16 protein-coding genes are annotated in these 15,888 nt (G+C 40.2%); 1 reads left to right on the top strand and 15 read right to left on the bottom strand.

Annotated elements, in window-relative coordinates; all coding sequences use genetic code 11:
- Positions 1-171 precede the first annotated feature (171 nt).
- From spoIVA to prsW, 13 genes are all read right to left on the bottom strand, one after another.
- On the bottom strand, positions 172-1,650 hold the full coding sequence (gene spoIVA / locus ACH6CZ_RS02485) for a stage IV sporulation protein A (RefSeq protein ID WP_374095840.1): 1,479 nt from the start codon (positions 1,648-1,650) through the stop codon (positions 172-174).
- A gap of 82 nt (positions 1,651-1,732) precedes the next feature.
- Positions 1,733-2,449, bottom strand: coding sequence for a hypothetical protein (locus ACH6CZ_RS02480; protein WP_374095839.1), 717 nt, complete (start codon positions 2,447-2,449; stop codon positions 1,733-1,735).
- 17 nt (positions 2,450-2,466) lie between these two features.
- Positions 2,467-2,652, bottom strand: coding sequence for a DUF2768 domain-containing protein (locus ACH6CZ_RS02475; RefSeq protein WP_374096503.1), 186 nt, complete (start codon positions 2,650-2,652; stop codon positions 2,467-2,469).
- 144 nt (positions 2,653-2,796) lie between these two features.
- Positions 2,797-3,888: an NAD(P)H-dependent glycerol-3-phosphate dehydrogenase gene (locus tag ACH6CZ_RS02470; protein WP_374095838.1), complete on the bottom strand. Its 1,092-nt coding sequence runs from the start codon at positions 3,886-3,888 to the stop codon at positions 2,797-2,799.
- Entirely contained in the window at positions 3,869-5,185 is a 1,317-nt protein-coding gene (gene der, locus ACH6CZ_RS02465) for a ribosome biogenesis GTPase Der (protein ID WP_374095837.1), read from the bottom strand. Before der ends, ACH6CZ_RS02470 begins: the two co-directional genes overlap by 20 nt.
- 173 nt (positions 5,186-5,358) lie before the next feature.
- Positions 5,359-6,408: a type 2 isopentenyl-diphosphate Delta-isomerase gene (gene fni, locus ACH6CZ_RS02460; RefSeq protein ID WP_374095836.1), complete on the bottom strand. Its 1,050-nt coding sequence runs from the start codon at positions 6,406-6,408 to the stop codon at positions 5,359-5,361.
- Between the two features lie 14 nt (positions 6,409-6,422).
- Positions 6,423-7,568, bottom strand: coding sequence for a 30S ribosomal protein S1 (gene rpsA / locus ACH6CZ_RS02455; protein WP_374095835.1), 1,146 nt, complete (start codon positions 7,566-7,568; stop codon positions 6,423-6,425).
- A gap of 126 nt (positions 7,569-7,694) precedes the next feature.
- Positions 7,695-8,276: a lysophospholipid acyltransferase family protein gene (locus ACH6CZ_RS02450; protein ID WP_374095834.1), complete on the bottom strand. Its 582-nt coding sequence runs from the start codon at positions 8,274-8,276 to the stop codon at positions 7,695-7,697.
- The gene (gene cmk, locus ACH6CZ_RS02445) at positions 8,273-8,953 is read right to left on the bottom strand and encodes a (d)CMP kinase (RefSeq protein WP_374096502.1); all 681 of its coding nucleotides are present in this window, start codon (positions 8,951-8,953) and stop codon (positions 8,273-8,275) included. Before cmk ends, ACH6CZ_RS02450 begins: the two co-directional genes overlap by 4 nt.
- Positions 8,954-9,080: 127 nt before the next feature.
- Positions 9,081-9,710 carry a flagellar brake protein gene (locus tag ACH6CZ_RS02440; protein ID WP_374095833.1) on the bottom strand — a complete coding sequence of 210 codons (630 nt, stop codon included), beginning with the start codon at positions 9,708-9,710 and terminating at the stop codon, positions 9,081-9,083.
- An 82-nt stretch (positions 9,711-9,792) separates the two neighbouring features.
- Positions 9,793-11,103, bottom strand: a complete 1,311-nt coding sequence (ypeB, locus tag ACH6CZ_RS02435) for a germination protein YpeB (RefSeq protein WP_374095832.1) — start codon at positions 11,101-11,103, stop codon at positions 9,793-9,795.
- A 17-nt stretch (positions 11,104-11,120) separates the two neighbouring features.
- The gene (sleB, locus tag ACH6CZ_RS02430) at positions 11,121-11,867 is read right to left on the bottom strand and encodes a spore cortex-lytic enzyme (protein ID WP_374096501.1); all 747 of its coding nucleotides are present in this window, start codon (positions 11,865-11,867) and stop codon (positions 11,121-11,123) included.
- Positions 11,868-12,106: 239 nt separating this feature from the next.
- The gene (prsW, locus tag ACH6CZ_RS02425; protein WP_374095831.1) at positions 12,107-12,772 is read right to left on the bottom strand and encodes a glutamic-type intramembrane protease PrsW; all 666 of its coding nucleotides are present in this window, start codon (positions 12,770-12,772) and stop codon (positions 12,107-12,109) included.
- A gap of 86 nt (positions 12,773-12,858) precedes the next feature.
- Between prsW and ACH6CZ_RS02420 the strand changes: the two genes are divergently transcribed.
- Complete coding sequence (locus tag ACH6CZ_RS02420; protein WP_374095830.1) at positions 12,859-13,830, top strand: asparaginase; 972 nt, start codon at positions 12,859-12,861, stop codon at positions 13,828-13,830.
- A 24-nt stretch (positions 13,831-13,854) separates the two neighbouring features.
- Here the strand turns inward: ACH6CZ_RS02420 and ACH6CZ_RS02415 are convergent, their stop codons facing one another.
- Both ACH6CZ_RS02415 and ACH6CZ_RS02410 read right to left on the bottom strand, forming a co-directional pair.
- Positions 13,855-14,820, bottom strand: coding sequence for a YpdA family putative bacillithiol disulfide reductase (locus ACH6CZ_RS02415; RefSeq protein WP_374095829.1), 966 nt, complete (start codon positions 14,818-14,820; stop codon positions 13,855-13,857).
- Between the two features lie 90 nt (positions 14,821-14,910).
- A complete protein-coding gene (locus tag ACH6CZ_RS02410) occupies positions 14,911-15,822 on the bottom strand; it encodes a MerR family transcriptional regulator (protein WP_374095828.1) in 912 nt (303 codons plus the stop codon).
- Between the last annotated feature and the right edge of the window lie 66 nt (positions 15,823-15,888).

Below are 15,888 nucleotides of genomic sequence, written 5' to 3'. Positions count from 1 at the left end.
AGATATCGCTTGATAACAGGGTTTTTATTTTGGATCGACCAGGCTTGTGCTGACCTTTTTTGTAAGATATGCATCATATCATATCAGATCGCAATTTACCATTAAATCGATATATATATAGGCATTCAAAAAAAAACAGCCCTTTAAAACGGGCTGTTTACAAACGTCTGATTAAAGTATAATCGCGATCATACCGCCTGAACCTTCATTAATCACTCTTTCTAATGTCTCTTTTAATTTGTATCTTGCATTTTCTGGCATGATCGCAAGCTTTGCCTGAATGCCTTCTCTGACAATCGAACTTAAGCTTCGGCCAAAAATGTCTGAGCTCCAGATCGACAGAGGATCATCTTCAAAGTCCTGCATTAAATAATGAACTAACTCTTCACTTTGCTTTTCAGTACCGATAATTGGTGAAAACTCTGACTCCACATCAACTTTAATCATGTGAATGGACGGGGCAACTGCTTTCAGTCTGACACCATATCTTGCACCCTGACGAATAATTTCCGGTTCATCAAGACTCATATCCGACAATACAGGGGCTGCGATTCCATATCCGGTCTGTCTGACCATTTTCAATGCATCTGAAAATTGATCGTACTCCCTTTTCGCTTCAGTATACTCTTTTATTAGTGACAGGAAATGATCTTTTCCTGTTACGCGTTCACCGATCAGTTCTTCAATGACCTGATCATACAATTCTTCTGGAGCATGGAGGTCAATATTGGCAACCCCTCCGCCCATATCCATTCCTGAGAGCTGTGCAGCATCAACGTGATCGAACTCTTCAAATTGTCTTACTACCCTGTCGACATCTCTTATTCTTCTGATATCATGAATGACATCACCAATGGCAGTTTCAAAGTGTGATCTCAACCAGTGATTCTGATCAAGCACCATCACCCATCCTGGAAGCTGTACATTTACCTCTAAAACAGGAAATTCATATAATGCCTCTTTTAATACCATCATGACATCCGCTTCACGCATGCTCTCTACACTCATGGCAACAACCGGAATATCATATTTAAGCTGTAATTCTCTTCTTAATGTTTCTGTCTGTTCCTGATAAGGTCTAGCACTATTCAGCACCATGATAAATGGCTTTCCGACTTCTTTTAACTCGGCAATAATTTTTTCCTCTGTCTCTTCATAACTTTCACGCGGTATCTCACCGATCGTTCCGTCCGTTGACATCATTACACCGATCGTTGAATGATCCTGTATGACTTTTCTTGTACCTGCTTCAGCAGCCTCGTCAAACGGAATCGGTTCATCATACCATGGTGTGTGCACCATTCTGGGACCATATTCATCTTCATGACCCTTAGCTCCCGGTATCGTATAGCCTACACAGTCAACCATTCTTACATTGACTTCTAAACCTTCTGACACAGCAATTTTAACTGCCTGATTCGGAATAAACTTTGGTTCAGTTGTCATAATCGTCCGTCCCGCTGCACTTTGAGGAAGTTCGTCCTGGGCACGTTCTTTTTCTGCAGGATTTTTCATATGAGGTATTACGGCAAGTTCCATCATTTTCTTAATAAATGTCGATTTCCCGGTCCTGACCGGTCCAACCACACCAATGTAAATATCCCCTCCGGTTCTCTCTGCAATATGTTCAAATACATTTTGTTTTTCCATCTGCAAGCCCCCCTGTTTCAGCATCACGCATTAATATTCTATGAGGACATGCTGCAAAAAGAACAAAAAAAACCGGGTCTCATTAAGAACCGGTTTCTTCTCTGCCATATTTGATTTCAATGTCATCTCCTACATAATAAGGCACACTGTAAGCGGGCACTACCCTTGAATCTTCAAACAAAATAGAACGTATATCCTGCTCACCCTGCAGTATAGTAAGGTCTTGATCCTGCGTAAGCTGATAGAGATCAGTAATATAGTCTAAATAAATCGTTCCGTCACCACTTGCAACAAACGGAAGCTCATTACCTGTATAAGGACTAACAATTGTCGGGTCTTCATCAAAACCAAGCTTGGAGTAATCAATTGCGTACATATTATCTCCAACCTGTTCTTTAAATGGAATCCCCCTGTTAGCCTGTATTCTGATTTGGATTGTCCGGATCATCTCTGCAACTCTCAGATCAAACACATAGACTGTAGGGTCTTCTTCTACATTTAACAGTGTATATTGAAAAACACCGCCATTTTCAAATGCATTCCCTGGTAATTCAGCCATGAATCTCGGCTTCAGCATTGAGAAGTCAATTTGATATTTCCTGTACATCGGTGTATCGTTTTCCACCGTTTTGATCGGTAACAATCCGCCGGTGCTTTCCTGGTACTGATCAACAGCGGATTGCACACTTTCAATCTGTTCTTCATAAGCGATTTCGTTTCCCGCTCTTTCCTGTGAAGGAAACATACACCCTGTTAATAGGACTGAAAGCGCAGCTAGTGCAATCAGACGTTTATACATTTATTTATCCCCCCGGGTCAGGCTTCCATCGTTGGACCGCTTAATACGACCCACAGCATAATCAATCCTGCAAGTATCATGAAAATATAAGCGGCAAATGCTGTAATAAATTTTAAAATCTTATTTGAAATTTTGTATCTGCTAAAATAAATAATGATAATTGCTAAAAACATAAACCCCATTGAACCAAATGAAATCCACATCTTCGTTAATGCATCCACTAAAGCTCACCCTTTCACAAAACGTGCCGTTACATTATAGCATAACGGATAAATATTCTATGTATCCTGATTAAAAGTTTCAGAAAATGTTCATTCTTTCTGTTCAGGCAATTGAAAAAACCGGGATTAACCCCCGGTTTTTTCGTCCTGATCTTCAAGTATATTAACCAGATCTTCCATTTCATGCGTCTTAACACGCGCCATTAACTGATCCACAGCTTCTTTCGGATGTACATTTTCAAAAAGCACGTGATAGAGCGCTTTTGTAATCGGCATAGATACCTGGTATTTGTCAGCGAGCTGATAAGCAGCCTTCGTTGTTCTGACACCTTCTACTACCATACCCATACTGTCCAGTACTTCATCAAGCTTATGACCTTTTCCGAGCATATTACCTGCTCTCCAGTTTCTTGAATGGACGCTTGTGCAGGTAACAATTAAGTCCCCCACACCGGTCAGTCCTGAAAAAGTAAGTGGATTTGCACCCATTTTAGTTCCAAGTCTGGCGATTTCAGCAAGACCACGTGTAATCAGGGCAGCCTTTGCATTATCTCCATACCCGAGACCATCTGTGATGCCGGCAGCAAGTGCAATAATATTTTTAAGTGCACCGCCAACCTCAACACCAATTACATCATTGTTAGTATAGACTCTAAAGTGCTGATTCATGAATGCATCCTGCACCTGTTTTGCAGCTTCGATGTTTTTTGAAGCTGCCGTTACTGTAGTCGGATGTCTCTTCACAACTTCTTCAGCATGACTTGGACCTGAGAGAACAACAAGGTCTGTCATCGCTTCAGATAACGTGTCTTCAAGAATTTCAGATATTCTTAAATGTGTATCCGGTTCAATCCCTTTACTGACATGAACAATGACAGAAGGTTTTTTTGTGACAAGGTTTACTTTTTCCGCTACTTCACGCGTAGCTTTAGCAGGTACTGCAAAAACAATCATCTCTGCCGAGGTTACTGCTTCTTCAATATTAGAATAAGCAATCAAATTTTCAGGCAGCTCAATACCTGGTAAATATTTTTCATTTTGATGAGACTCATTGATTTTTTCAGCCTGTGCTTCAGTATGTGTCCAAAGCCTAACTTGATGATGGTTCTCTGCTAGTACCATCGCCAGAGCTGTTCCCCAGCTCCCGGCTCCAAGTACAGCGATTTGAAGTTTTGCCAATCCAAACTCCTCCTCCGTCTCACTTTCTAGCTCTTGCAATTAACCTGATCGGTGTCCCTTCAAAACCAAAGGCTTCTCTGATTCGATTTTCAAGAAATCTTTCATATGAGAAGTGCATCAGCTCAGGTTCATTTACAAATATAACAAATGTAGGTGGTTTGACTGCTACCTGAGTTGCGTAGAAAATCTTCAGTCTTCTACCGTGATCAGTAGGTGTTGGGTTCATTGCTACAGCATCCATCACAACTTCATTCAGTATGCTTGACTGGACTCTCATTGAATGATTTTCACTTGCCATATTAATTACTGGAAGCAGTGTATGGATTCTCTTTTTCGTGAGTGCAGATACGAACACAATTGGTGCATAATCGAGGAACTGAAAATGAGCTCTGATAGACTTTTCGAACTTGTCCATCGTTTTTTCATCTTTTTCAACTGCGTCCCATTTATTCACCACAATAATGACCGCTCGTCCTGCATCATGAGCATATCCTGCAATTTTTTTATCCTGATCGATAATGCCTTCTTCCCCATCAATCAGTACAAGCACAACGTCAGAGCGTTCAATCGCTCTGAGTGCACGAAGTACACTATATTTTTCAGTGGACTCATACACTTTACCTTTCTTCCGCATCCCTGCAGTATCAATAATCACATATTCCTGACCATCATACTTATAAGGCGTATCTACTGCATCACGGGTAGTTCCCGCTACATTACTGACAATAACACGGTCTTCTCCAAGTAAAGCATTGACAAGAGATGACTTCCCTACATTCGGACGTCCAATTAAAGAGAACTTAACAACTTCATCACCGTAGTCCTCAGTTTCACGCTTATCAAAATGTTCAGCTGCTGCATCAAGCAGATCACCAAGACCTAACCCGTGTGAGCCTGAGATTGGATAAGGTTCACCAAAACCAAGCGCATAGAAATCATAAATCTGATCTCTCATCTCAGGGTTATCGACTTTATTGACTGCAAGTACGACCGGTTTATTTGATTTATACAAAATTTTTGCTACATGCTCATCTGCAGATGTAAGCCCTTCACGGCCGTTCGTCATAAAAATAATGACATCAGCCTCATCAATCGCAATCTCAGCCTGTTGCCTGATCTGCTCTAAGAATGGTTCATCTCCTATATCAATACCGCCTGTATCAATAATATTAAAATCATGATTCAGCCATTCAGCTGAACTGTAAATTCGATCTCTTGTTACACCAGGAGTATCTTCCACAATAGACACTCTTTCTCCTACAACTCTGTTAAAAATAGTGGATTTCCCTACATTTGGGCGACCAACTATCGCAACGACCGGCTTTGCTTTTGCCATGACGTTCACCCTTTCTACACACTTAATATAAGTGTACTTTCAATTTATTCGTTCTATACAGCCAAATCATTGTATCAGTATTTAATTTAATGCACAATATCCGGCCATACAAGTAAAAGCTGATTTCTTTTTAAGGAAATCAGCTTTTTTGTTAAAAAAGAGGAGAGAAAAAGTCAGGATCTCACACTCAATAGTTCAGGATTTAAGCCTCTTACACTAAGCCAGTGGTATAAATTACCTTTGATCACAACAGGTACACGATGTAATTCTGAAACTGATCTGCACCCTAAGGCAGTCATCATCATCATAAGATCTTCCTGAAAATTTATGATTTCCTCTATTAATTTCATTTCACCCTGCTCAGTTAAAATTTTTAAAAATAATCCGGCAATACCCGCAGCAGATGCGCCTAAAATCAAGCTTTTCAGTACGTCTGAACTTTGATGGATGCCACCAGATGAGAGAACGCTTTTTGAAGTCACACTTGCAGTTTCAACAATAGAAGCAGCTGTGGGGATTCCCCATTCATTAAAAAATGATTTTTTTCTTTCCTGACGGTTATTTTCAATACTTGAGAAATTGGTTCCGCCATATCCACCTGCATCAATCGCAGCAACTGATGTCTGATTTAATTTTTGCGCAGCTTCACTGCTGATTCCAAAGCCCGTTTCTTTTACAATAACCGGAATTGGAAGTTCATCTGCAATTCGCCCGATTCTTTCAAGTGCCCCGTTAAAATCACGGTCTCCTTCAGGCATTGCAAGCTCCTGAATCACATTTAAATGAATTTGCAATGCATCTGCTTCAATCATTTCTGCTGCTTCGATCGCCTGTGCAACGGTTGCCTCACTACCGATGTTTCCAAAAATAAGACCATCAGGATTTTCCTTGCGAACCACCTCATATGTATGGCGCTCCTGTTTATCTTTAATGGCAGACATTTGAGAACCGACAGATAACGCAATACCGGTTTCTTTAGCCGCCCTGGCAAGTGATGCATTGATTTCTGATGTTTTCTCTCCACCACCGCCAGTCATCGCGTTGATAAAAAAAGGCGAACTTAGTATAAGTCCGCCAACTTCAGAGTGAAGAGAAACATCATCAACAGCGCAATCAGGAAGACTCTGATGAACGATTAAGACATCATCAAAACCGGTCATTCCGGATTGTTTATCAGTTAAAGCATATTGTATATGATCCAGTTTTCTTTTCGCTCTACTCACAATTATTCACCTAATTACTTATCATTATTTAAATCTTTTAGTTTGTCACCAATCATTTCACCGAGCTGGAAGCCTGATGACTCTTCTGGCATATCATAGTTTTGAACTGCTGAACCTTTATCTTCTTTCAGTTCTTTAATTGATAATGACAATCTTTGATCGTTAACATTTACATCAAGCACCTTAACCTGTACTTCTTCGCCTTCACCAAGTACTTCATGAGGCGTGCCAATGTGCTGATGGGAGATCTGTGAAATATGAACCAGACCTTCTACACCCGGGAACACTTCTACAAATGCGCCATATGATACAAGGCGTCTTACTTTCCCATCCAGCACTGCACCTCTTGGCGCTTTTTCTTCAATGTCAGACCAAGGCCCAGGCAGTGTTTCCTTAATAGATAATGATATTCTTTCATTGTCACGATCTACCGAAAGTACTTTCACCTGAACTTTCTGTCCTTCTTCAACAACATCAGACGGCTTTTCTACATGCTGGTGTGAGAGCTGTGAAATATGGACAAGTCCATCGACACCGCCAATATCTACAAATGCACCGAAATCTGTGATGCGCTGCACGGTACCATCAAGTACATCGTCAGCCTGAATTTTTTCAAGAAGTTCTTTTTTCTTCTCAGCCTTTTCACCTTCAATTACAGCACGGTGAGAGAGAATCAGTCTGTTCTTTTCTTCATCCAGTTCAACAATTTTGAAAGTAAGTGACTTCCCTCTGTAATCTTCAAAATCTTCTACGTAGTAATCTTCGACTAAAGAAGCAGGTACAAACCCTCTGACACCAAGGTCTACGACAAGTCCGCCTTTTACAACGTCCTTAACCTCTGCTTCAAATACTTCCTCTGCTTCATACCTGCGTTTCATTTCTTCCCAGGCTTTTTCAGCTTCGACTTTACGCTTAGAAAGCACGAGCAGTTCTTCTTCAACCTTCGTCACAACCAGGTCAAGCTCGTCGCCTTCTTTCACAACGTCAGAGGCTTTTTCTACATGGAGGCTCGAAAGTTCTGAAATCGGAATAATACCGTCTATCTTGCTGTCTTTCACATCTACAAGAACCTGTTTTTCCTCCACCTTGGTTACAGTACCGGTAACCCGATTTCCTACCTCTAATGAGTTTACTTCGATGTTGTTCATATCCTCTGTCATATGTACTCCTCCTTAATCCAAGACTGCTGAAATTGACTTAAATGTGAAAAAATTCACAGTTTAATGTTAAATTCAGAATATACTACTAACTTCTAATAAATAGCCCTGTTTGTCAAGCGAGAACTTTTAGCGATGATTGTCGGAAAGTGTTTTGATTTCATTCATGATGATTTCTGTCACTTCCACTGCGGATGCTTTTCTCTCTTTCAGCTCTGCCATATTAATTGGTTTTCCGTATACAACCTTTAAACGTTTTGTCAGCTTGTATGGTCCAATAATAGCACACGGGACCACTGCAGCATCTGATCTTAAAGCAAAGAAGCCTGCTCCCGCTAATCCTTTTCCGATTTCACCGTCTTTACTTCTGGTTCCCTCAGGAAATAAACCGACAACATGGCCTTCTTTTAATTGAGATAACCCTTTACGAAGTGCTTCACGGTCACTCATTCCTCTTTTGACTGGAAAAGCGTTCAGGTTTGGAAGAAGTTTTTTTAATACCGGCATCTTGAATAACTCTTCTTTAGCCATAAATGACACAGGGCGTGGAGATGTAATTCCCACAACAGGCGGATCAAGAACGTTGATATGATTCGCACAAATCAGGACTCCACCATCTTTAGGTATATGTTCTTTACCCACAATACGTATTCTGTATGCAGGTGTCAGAACAGATTTTACTAATCCTTTGGCAAATGCGTATAAATTCATATTGTCGCCCCCCGCTCAGCAGCTAACGCTGTTACTTTATTTACTACATCAGATATACTCATATGAGTTGTATCCAGTTCAACAGCATCATGAGCTTTAACTAAAGGGGATACAGCTCTTGTTGAATCAATATGATCCCGCTGTTCAATCTCAGCTTTAAGCTGATTGAAATCAGAGTGGATTCCCTGTTTTTTATGTTCCTCATAGCGTCTTTTTGCCCGCTCTTCAGCTGTTGCAGACATAAATACTTTTAATTCAGCGTCAGGAATAACAGCTGTTCCAATGTCGCGTCCATCCATTACAATCCCACCATTTTTGACAAGCTCCTGCTGTCTTCTTACCATTTCGGTTCTGACGAGCTGATGAAGCGCCACATCAGAAACATTTTTTGTCACATCCTGTTGTCTAATCTCTGACGTTACTTCTTCTCCATCTAAAAATACAAGTTGTCCATCTGAACCAGGTTTCAGCTCTATTACAGTATTCATTAAAAGGGTGTACAATTCCTGCTCATTTTTTGGTTCAATTTGATTTTTCAATGCTTTATACGTGAGTGTGCGATACATTGCACCTGTATCTATATAAATAAACCCCAGCTTTTCTGCAATTTTTTTCGCAGCAGTACTTTTACCTGCGGCTGCGGGTCCATCAAGCGCAATGCGGATATTCTTTTTCATAGTCACTGTTAATTCTCCTCAATCTAATATAATCTCAATTATTGTATCACAAACAGTGATTTCTCAAAAAAATGAACAGTAAAAAAGCGCTCATTTCAGGTAAATCTGTAAAATGAGCGCTCATGACTTATTTTTCTTTCATTTTTAACTGACATTCAAATGTATACCTCAGTAAAAGTTGTCTTTCATTCGCTGCCAGATTTAGAAATTTCACCATTCCTATTTGAATCTGGTCTACTGTTTTGGTCCGGGTAATTTGTCCTTCAGCTTTTAAATATTGCGTTTCCCCATTTCTCATCGGAAGTACTAAAAAGAGCGTGATCCGGTCCCCTGACTGCAGGTGCAGATCTTTCATGATAAATGACAGTCCGCCTGCACTGATGTCTTCTGTAACAGTATTACACTTCGCTGAACCTGCGTCTACAGCAACATCTATAGAAGTCTGAACACGGACAAACTGCCTGCGCTGAATTTTTATCAAATCTTTTTCATCCGGCTTATCAAGGAGAATCATGGGAATATTCCCTTGCTTTCTCCCTTTCACTTCAGTTTCGAATGAAAAAGCGTTATGATTCTCATTCGTAAAACTGATGCGCAACTGCATGCCATCAACCAGAAAAACGGTTTTATTTGTTGTCATACTAATTGGATAATCTATAAACAGTCTGTTTTCATTTACTTCTACAAGTCTGCTTCTATATTTATCATTCTGTGAAGCATGCATCGGTTCAATCGTTAAAACGGTTCCAATTTTCATCTGATACACCCACCTAAATTACGCGATATAGGTATTATCTCATGGAACACGACTTTTTCAATTCCTTTTTTAGTAAATATACTTAGAGCTTTTCTACTTTTTCTTCCTGACCATTCAATGCATTAATATAGATGCGAAACGTCTCATCATTTGTCACACCGGTGAATTCATAACATATGACATGTTCATCCAGTTCATTTCTGATCAGCGTCATTCTGGTTTCGGCATTTTCAAACTCTGAGTGCAGCAGTGCTAACGCTTCTTCTTCGGTCAGCTTAGCTTCAGGAAGATCAATCTCCCCGTACCCTGCCCAGTAATCATATCCTGTAAAGCCGAGAATCTCACCATTATCAAGGGCTACCTTTAAGTAGATTGAATCATCAAGCACCCACACGTCGTCATCCTGCAAATACTTTGAAAATGTAAATGACGCACTATGATCAGTCTGCTGGCCTTTATCAAGCTTAAGGTCATTCAGATTATTGCGTTTAAGAAACTTCTCAGCTTCAGCGGATGCTTGATTCAGACTGAGCGATGTTGACGTAATTTCTCTGTCTTTAATCATATAAAGCGGATATCCGCCCTTCAGTGAAAGATCCATTGAGAAAGATGATTCAGGATCAGTTACAGTCATAAAAGGATAAGATGAGCCATCTAGACTTTGTGAAACATTGGCATCATTTAATTTTTTACCCGTAAAACTTTCAGCAATTTTTAATGCATCATTTTTATCAATCGTATCACCGCTTAAGTGCTGCAGCTGTTTTCTGCGCTGGGAAGCTGTTTCCTGTTCAGTAGGAGCGAAAGTTTCAGAAGCATACCCTTTAACTGTACCGTCAACCTTCGCAAAACCGTCCACTATCGGCTGAGCTTTTGCATCTCCCGTTGCCATCAGGTCCTCAAGATCAAGCCAGCTCAGGTTTTCATCCAGAATCCGCTGCTGTATATTTCTCAGTTCATTCTGGATCTCTGCAGACTGACTGTATAACTGTTCAAGTTTGCTATATTCATCATCAGTAAGCGGTTCTGAAGACAGGTCTCTGACTGATGTTCTATAACTGAATTCACCTATTTTCATCAGAAACTTTTCCATTTCGCTAAAAGGTAATATCCCTAGTGGAAGCTGACCAATATCAGAATGAATCATAGAAGTCAGCCTCCACACTTCAGTGAGAGCGGGAGATAGCGTACGGCCGCCATTCATAGCAAGAGTTGACCCAATTTCATCGTGAAGCAGATCCATTTGAAAGGTCATTTCATGAAATGCACGCTGATACTGATTCTCCATATGGTTCTGCAGGGCATTCGCCTGACCTTTTTGGTAAGCTGCAAAAGCTGCTGCTGAAAATGCTAATAAAAATAAAATAATCAGTATTGTTTTTTTCCAGTTCATCTTTTCATTCTCCTTACTTATAGGCAGAAAATATGCTCACCGATCTTTTTAATTTGCGGTCTTGACCATATCCATTTGCTGGTAGCTGTAACCGGATTAAAATAATACAATGCATTTTCAGATGGATCCCAGCCATTAATTGCATCCATTACAGCACGTCTGGCCTGTTCATTCGGAGTCAGCCAGATTTGTCCATCCGCTACTGCAGTGAATGCAAGCGGTTCGAAAATAACGCCTGAAGCTGTGTTTGGAAAAGCCTCATCTTCAATTCTGTTCAGAATCACCGCAGCAACAGCAACCTGTCCTTCATAAGGCTCTCCTCTTGCTTCACCATAGACTGCATTTGACATTAGTTTTATATCATTTTCTGAATAACCGTTTGGTAATGTTAACTTTTTAGATACTGTTTCCGATTTCACCTGATTTTCTAAAGGAGTCCCCCCGTAATGTGTGAATTTCACCCCTTTATTAAGATTATTACGGACAAATGATTCGTTATAATTACTCGCATTCACCAGTTTTTGTCTTGTTTCCGGTCCGGCAAGGCCATCTACCTCCATCCCGTAGTCATTCTGAAAATTTCTTAAAGCCCAATAAGTTCCCCAGCCGAAATCTCCATCAATCTGACCTTTGTAATAGCCTATATACTGCAGCCGGGACTGAAGTTCAATGACATCATCTCCAAAAGCCCCTTTTTGAATGACCTGTCCGCTAAAGGCATCAGTGTAAGATGCATTGCCAAATAGAATCGAAAAAGCAATCATTACCAGACAAACTTTTTTCTTCATACAGAACCCTCCTGTCAAACTGAATAATATTAATCTGAACCAATTCGGGTAATCTATACAGGTAAATTTTTTTGAATAAATAGAGTACGTTCATTACTAACCGGACTTTATGGTAAAAATAAAAAAACCTGAGACAACGTTGTCTCAGGCGCTTTACACATATTCACTCTGGAGATTTAACATGTGATATCGATTCAGCAGTAAACCTTAAAGGGCTATGTCACTCTGGTGTTATGGTGCGCATCTGTCAGGATATGAGCTTTTTTTACTTTCCATAATCCCAGCCACCATAAAAACAGCATGAAAGGCACCATATAATAGATCCAGTTTTGGCTGCTCATCAGAATAAAATCGTAAGTTGAGTGAAGTAGAATTGGCAGCAGAAGCGAAACCAGGATGAACAGTTTTTTATTTATGTGAAACTTAGCTTTTCCTATGTAATAGCCCATCACCACACCAAATAATGCGTGACTTGATACAGGGAGCAGCGCTCTTCCTAATGCAGCCTCAAGACCGTATACTGCAAGATATAACACATTTTCGAGCGTAGCAAAGCCGAGTGAAACTGCAGCACCATAGACAATTCCATCATAAGGCTCATCAAACTCAACAAGATGGAAAATGAAAAAATATAAAATAAACCATTTAAAAAACTCTTCTAACAATCCATAAGTCAAAAAAGACTGCAATAACATGTTTGAAAAAACTATTTCCACTTCAATGACATATTGTAAAAACATCACGGGAAACGTTACAGCGACCCCTAATATAAAGGCCCTGAATACGACTCTGATTGGCTCTGTTTCATATTGATCTCTTAAATAAAAGTAACTAAGAAGAGCAAGTCCCGGTGCTATCGCAGCTGAAATAAGAGCGATCATGCTGTTGCCTCTTTTCAATCCGTTTTTCTCATCGTATCATGGAAAAGAATTGATTTATACAAATAACTTTTTTCAGGAGGGAACTAATGTCGAAAAAAAAATTACTGCTCATACATACCGGTGGCACAATTTCAATGTCTGAGGATGAATCAGGAGCAGTCAAACCGGAAGGCGATAACCCTCTAATGAGACATACGCCAAATCTGAACGATTATGCAGATTTTATTGTGGAGACTCCTTTTACACTTCCTTCCCCGCATATTACCCCGGATCATATGCTCGAGTTAAAGAAGCTGATTGAAAAGTATTATTTGGAGCAGGGAATTCATGGTGCGGTGATTACACATGGTACTGATACATTGGAGGAGACTGCATACTTTCTTGATCTGACGCTAAGACTTTCTATACCGATCGTCCTAACAGGAGCTATGAGATCGTCCAATGAAGTCGGCTCAGATGGTCTTTATAACCTTATCAGCGCTGTCAGAGTGGCCACTTCTGACGAGGCGTTCGGTAAAGGGGTACTGGTTGTTTTAAATGACGAGATTCATACTGCTGTTAACGTGACAAAAACGCATTCAAGTAATGTATCCACTTTTCAAAGTCCGCAGTATGGTCCGATCGGTATTGTCACAAAAGGAGGCGTGTTATTTCATCATACGCCCAAATTAGATGTGAAATATTCAATTTCACAATTGAGTAAAAACGTAGCGATCATAAAAGCTTATGCAGGTATGGACTCCAGGCTTCTCAGTGCTCTTGCAAACCTGAATTTTGATGGCGTCATTATTGAAGCGCTGGGTCAGGGAAACCTGCCGCCGGCGACTGTTGAAGGGATTGAAGCGTTAATTAATAATAATATTCCTGTCGTTTTAGTATCAAGATGTTTTAACGGTATCACTCAGGATGTATATGGATACGAAGGCGGCGGCCGTGATTTAAAAAATAAGGGCGTAATATTTTCAAATGGTTTAAACGGTCAGAAAGCCAGACTCAAGCTGATGATTGGGTTATCACAGTCAGATGATCCGGATTATATCGCTTCAATGTTCAAATAAACATACAAAAAAGAAGCTGAACGTTCAGCTTCTTTTTTGACTGATTGCCTCCGCGATCTGCTTTCCATGAAATCTGCCATTTTCTATAAAAATCTCATTTGCGTTATTTCCTGCTGCAATGACTCCTGCAATATAAATCCCCTTTACATTCGTTTCCATTGTATCTGGATTAAATAATGGGCGTCCGGAATCATAATCGATCTCCACTCCCATTGCTTCAATAAAAGAATGGTCCGGATGATAACCGATCATTGCAAATACTACATCATTTTCTATCACACGTTCCTCGAACCCATCTGTATAAATGAGCGAATGGTGCGTAATTTCTTTCAACTCAGCATTAAAGATCATGTTCACCGTACCATTCTTCACCAGCGCTTCAAATTCCGGCAGGATCCACGGCTTTATGCTTTGTGAATACTCACTGCCCCGATACAATACAGTTACTCTTGCTCCCGCTTTTTGGAGTTCAATTGCAGCATCGACTGCAGAATTTTTACCGCCGATCACAGCAACGTCCATATCAAAATATGGGTGTGCCTCTTTGAAATAATGATGAACCTTCTGAAGTTCCGCACCGGGACAGGTTAACTGATTTGGATGATCATAATAACCTGTTGCAACAATTACCTCTTCTGCAGAATAAAGTTCTCTATCTGTCTGGATTAAAAAACGTTCATCCTGTTTTGTCACGTTTACCACTTTTTCAAAACGGTTTATGCGCAAGCGATGTCTTGATGCCACTTCACGATAGTACACTAGCGCCTGATTCCGTTTGGGCTTATGCTGCTCTATAATAAATGGAACATCACCAATTTCAAGCTTTTCACTGGATGAAAAAAATGTCTGGTGAGTAGGGTAATTATAGATGGCGTTCACAATGTTCCCTTTTTCTATAATTAACGGATTTATGCCTTTATTCTTCAGCTCAATCGCCGCTGAAAGTCCGCATGGTCCTCCACCAATTACGATTACCTGTTCATTTTTCACTACATTCACTCCTCGATGCAAACCGGAGAACCCCGGTTATTTAAAAAACTCCTATTTTATCATAATAGGAGTTTTTACTATCCGATACAATTAATTTGCAGACATATTCAGTGATTTACTGATCCAGTCTTCCCAATCTTCTTTATTCAGACCGACCAGGTTTTTTTCAAATCCTTTTCTTTCCTCATCTTTCATCATATTAACCGCATGCCCGCCAAGCCCAATAACTAGATCTTTATATTCTGTTTCGAGTTCTTTGATCAGATCTTTGGCGCGTGACAGATTGGCTTGCAATGTACATGACATGAAAAGAAATTTCGGTTCTACCGTATCAAGAACAGTTTGGATATCCCCTTCTTTAATACTTGAACCAAGATAGATGACGTTGAATCCTTTTCTGCGGATGTATAGCGTAAAAATTAATAAGCCCAGCTCATGCCACTCACCAGGAGAACAAACAGCTACAACTTTTGGTAAAAAGTTGTTTTGAGGGAAAGAGTGCATTAAAATCCCGATCCTTGATCTTAGGATAGATGTTGCAAAATGCTCATGGGCAGTTGTAATCCGCCCCTCTTCCCAAAGTAAACCGATCTTTATTAATATACTACCAAGTATGTCAATCAGGACTTTATCAACCGTATACAAAGAGAAAGCTTCATTTATGAGGTCATGCGCTTTGCTCTCATCAAATTTCATCAAGGCGCTTAATAGATCATCTCTTAATACCGTCAGCTGATTTTCATTTTGATCACCGGACGTTATATGTTCGTTTTCCTGCTCAGAGAGCGCTACTGCCTGACTAATTGTAAATCCGGCATTTACTTTTGAAACCAGCCATTTTAGCTTTCTAATATGATCATCTGTGTATAGCCTATGTCCGGATTCATTGCGCACAGGAGCAATCATCCGGTAACGCCTTTCCCAGGCTCTCAGCGTACCAGGTTGTATACCAAGCATATTAGATACTGCTTTAATATTGTATTTTCCTTCTTCTGCTTTCATGGCCAACCTCCTGCTCCAGACTCTATATGCCCCCTCATTATATATTCATTATACAAAGATGTAAAA

The organism is Jeotgalibacillus sp. JSM ZJ347 (assembly GCF_044383825.1).
In the GTDB taxonomy this organism is placed as follows: domain Bacteria; phylum Bacillota; class Bacilli; order Bacillales; family Jeotgalibacillaceae; genus Jeotgalibacillus.
Note: the sequence above shows the minus strand (reverse complement) of the source record. Positions and strands in the feature narration are given on the sequence as shown.

Bases quoted from the DNA above. Each gene is read 5' to 3' on its own strand.
- prsW (WP_374095831.1), bottom strand. From the start codon at position 12,772: ATGATCGCTCTTATTTCAGCTGCGATAGCACCGGGACTTGCTCTTCTT.
- ACH6CZ_RS02420 (WP_374095830.1), top strand. From the start codon at position 12,859: ATGTCGAAAAAAAAATTACTGCTCATACATACCGGTGGCACAATTTCA.
- ACH6CZ_RS02450 (WP_374095834.1), bottom strand. From the start codon at position 8,276: ATGAATTTATACGCATTTGCCAAAGGATTAGTAAAATCTGTTCTGACA.
- spoIVA (WP_374095840.1), bottom strand. From the start codon at position 1,650: ATGGAAAAACAAAATGTATTTGAACATATTGCAGAGAGAACCGGAGGG.
- der (WP_374095837.1), bottom strand. From the start codon at position 5,185: ATGGCAAAAGCAAAGCCGGTCGTTGCGATAGTTGGTCGCCCAAATGTA.
- ACH6CZ_RS02480 (WP_374095839.1), bottom strand. From the start codon at position 2,449: ATGTATAAACGTCTGATTGCACTAGCTGCGCTTTCAGTCCTATTAACA.
- rpsA (WP_374095835.1), bottom strand. From the start codon at position 7,568: ATGACAGAGGATATGAACAACATCGAAGTAAACTCATTAGAGGTAGGA.
- ACH6CZ_RS02410 (WP_374095828.1), bottom strand. From the start codon at position 15,822: ATGAAAGCAGAAGAAGGAAAATACAATATTAAAGCAGTATCTAATATG.
- ACH6CZ_RS02440 (WP_374095833.1), bottom strand. From the start codon at position 9,710: ATGAAAATTGGAACCGTTTTAACGATTGAACCGATGCATGCTTCACAG.
- cmk (WP_374096502.1), bottom strand. From the start codon at position 8,953: ATGAAAAAGAATATCCGCATTGCGCTTGATGGACCCGCAGCCGCAGGT.
- ypeB (WP_374095832.1), bottom strand. From the start codon at position 11,103: ATGAACTGGAAAAAAACAATACTGATTATTTTATTTTTATTAGCATTT.
- sleB (WP_374096501.1), bottom strand. From the start codon at position 11,867: ATGATTGCTTTTTCGATTCTATTTGGCAATGCATCTTACACTGATGCC.
- ACH6CZ_RS02475 (WP_374096503.1), bottom strand. From the start codon at position 2,652: ATGTGGATTTCATTTGGTTCAATGGGGTTTATGTTTTTAGCAATTATC.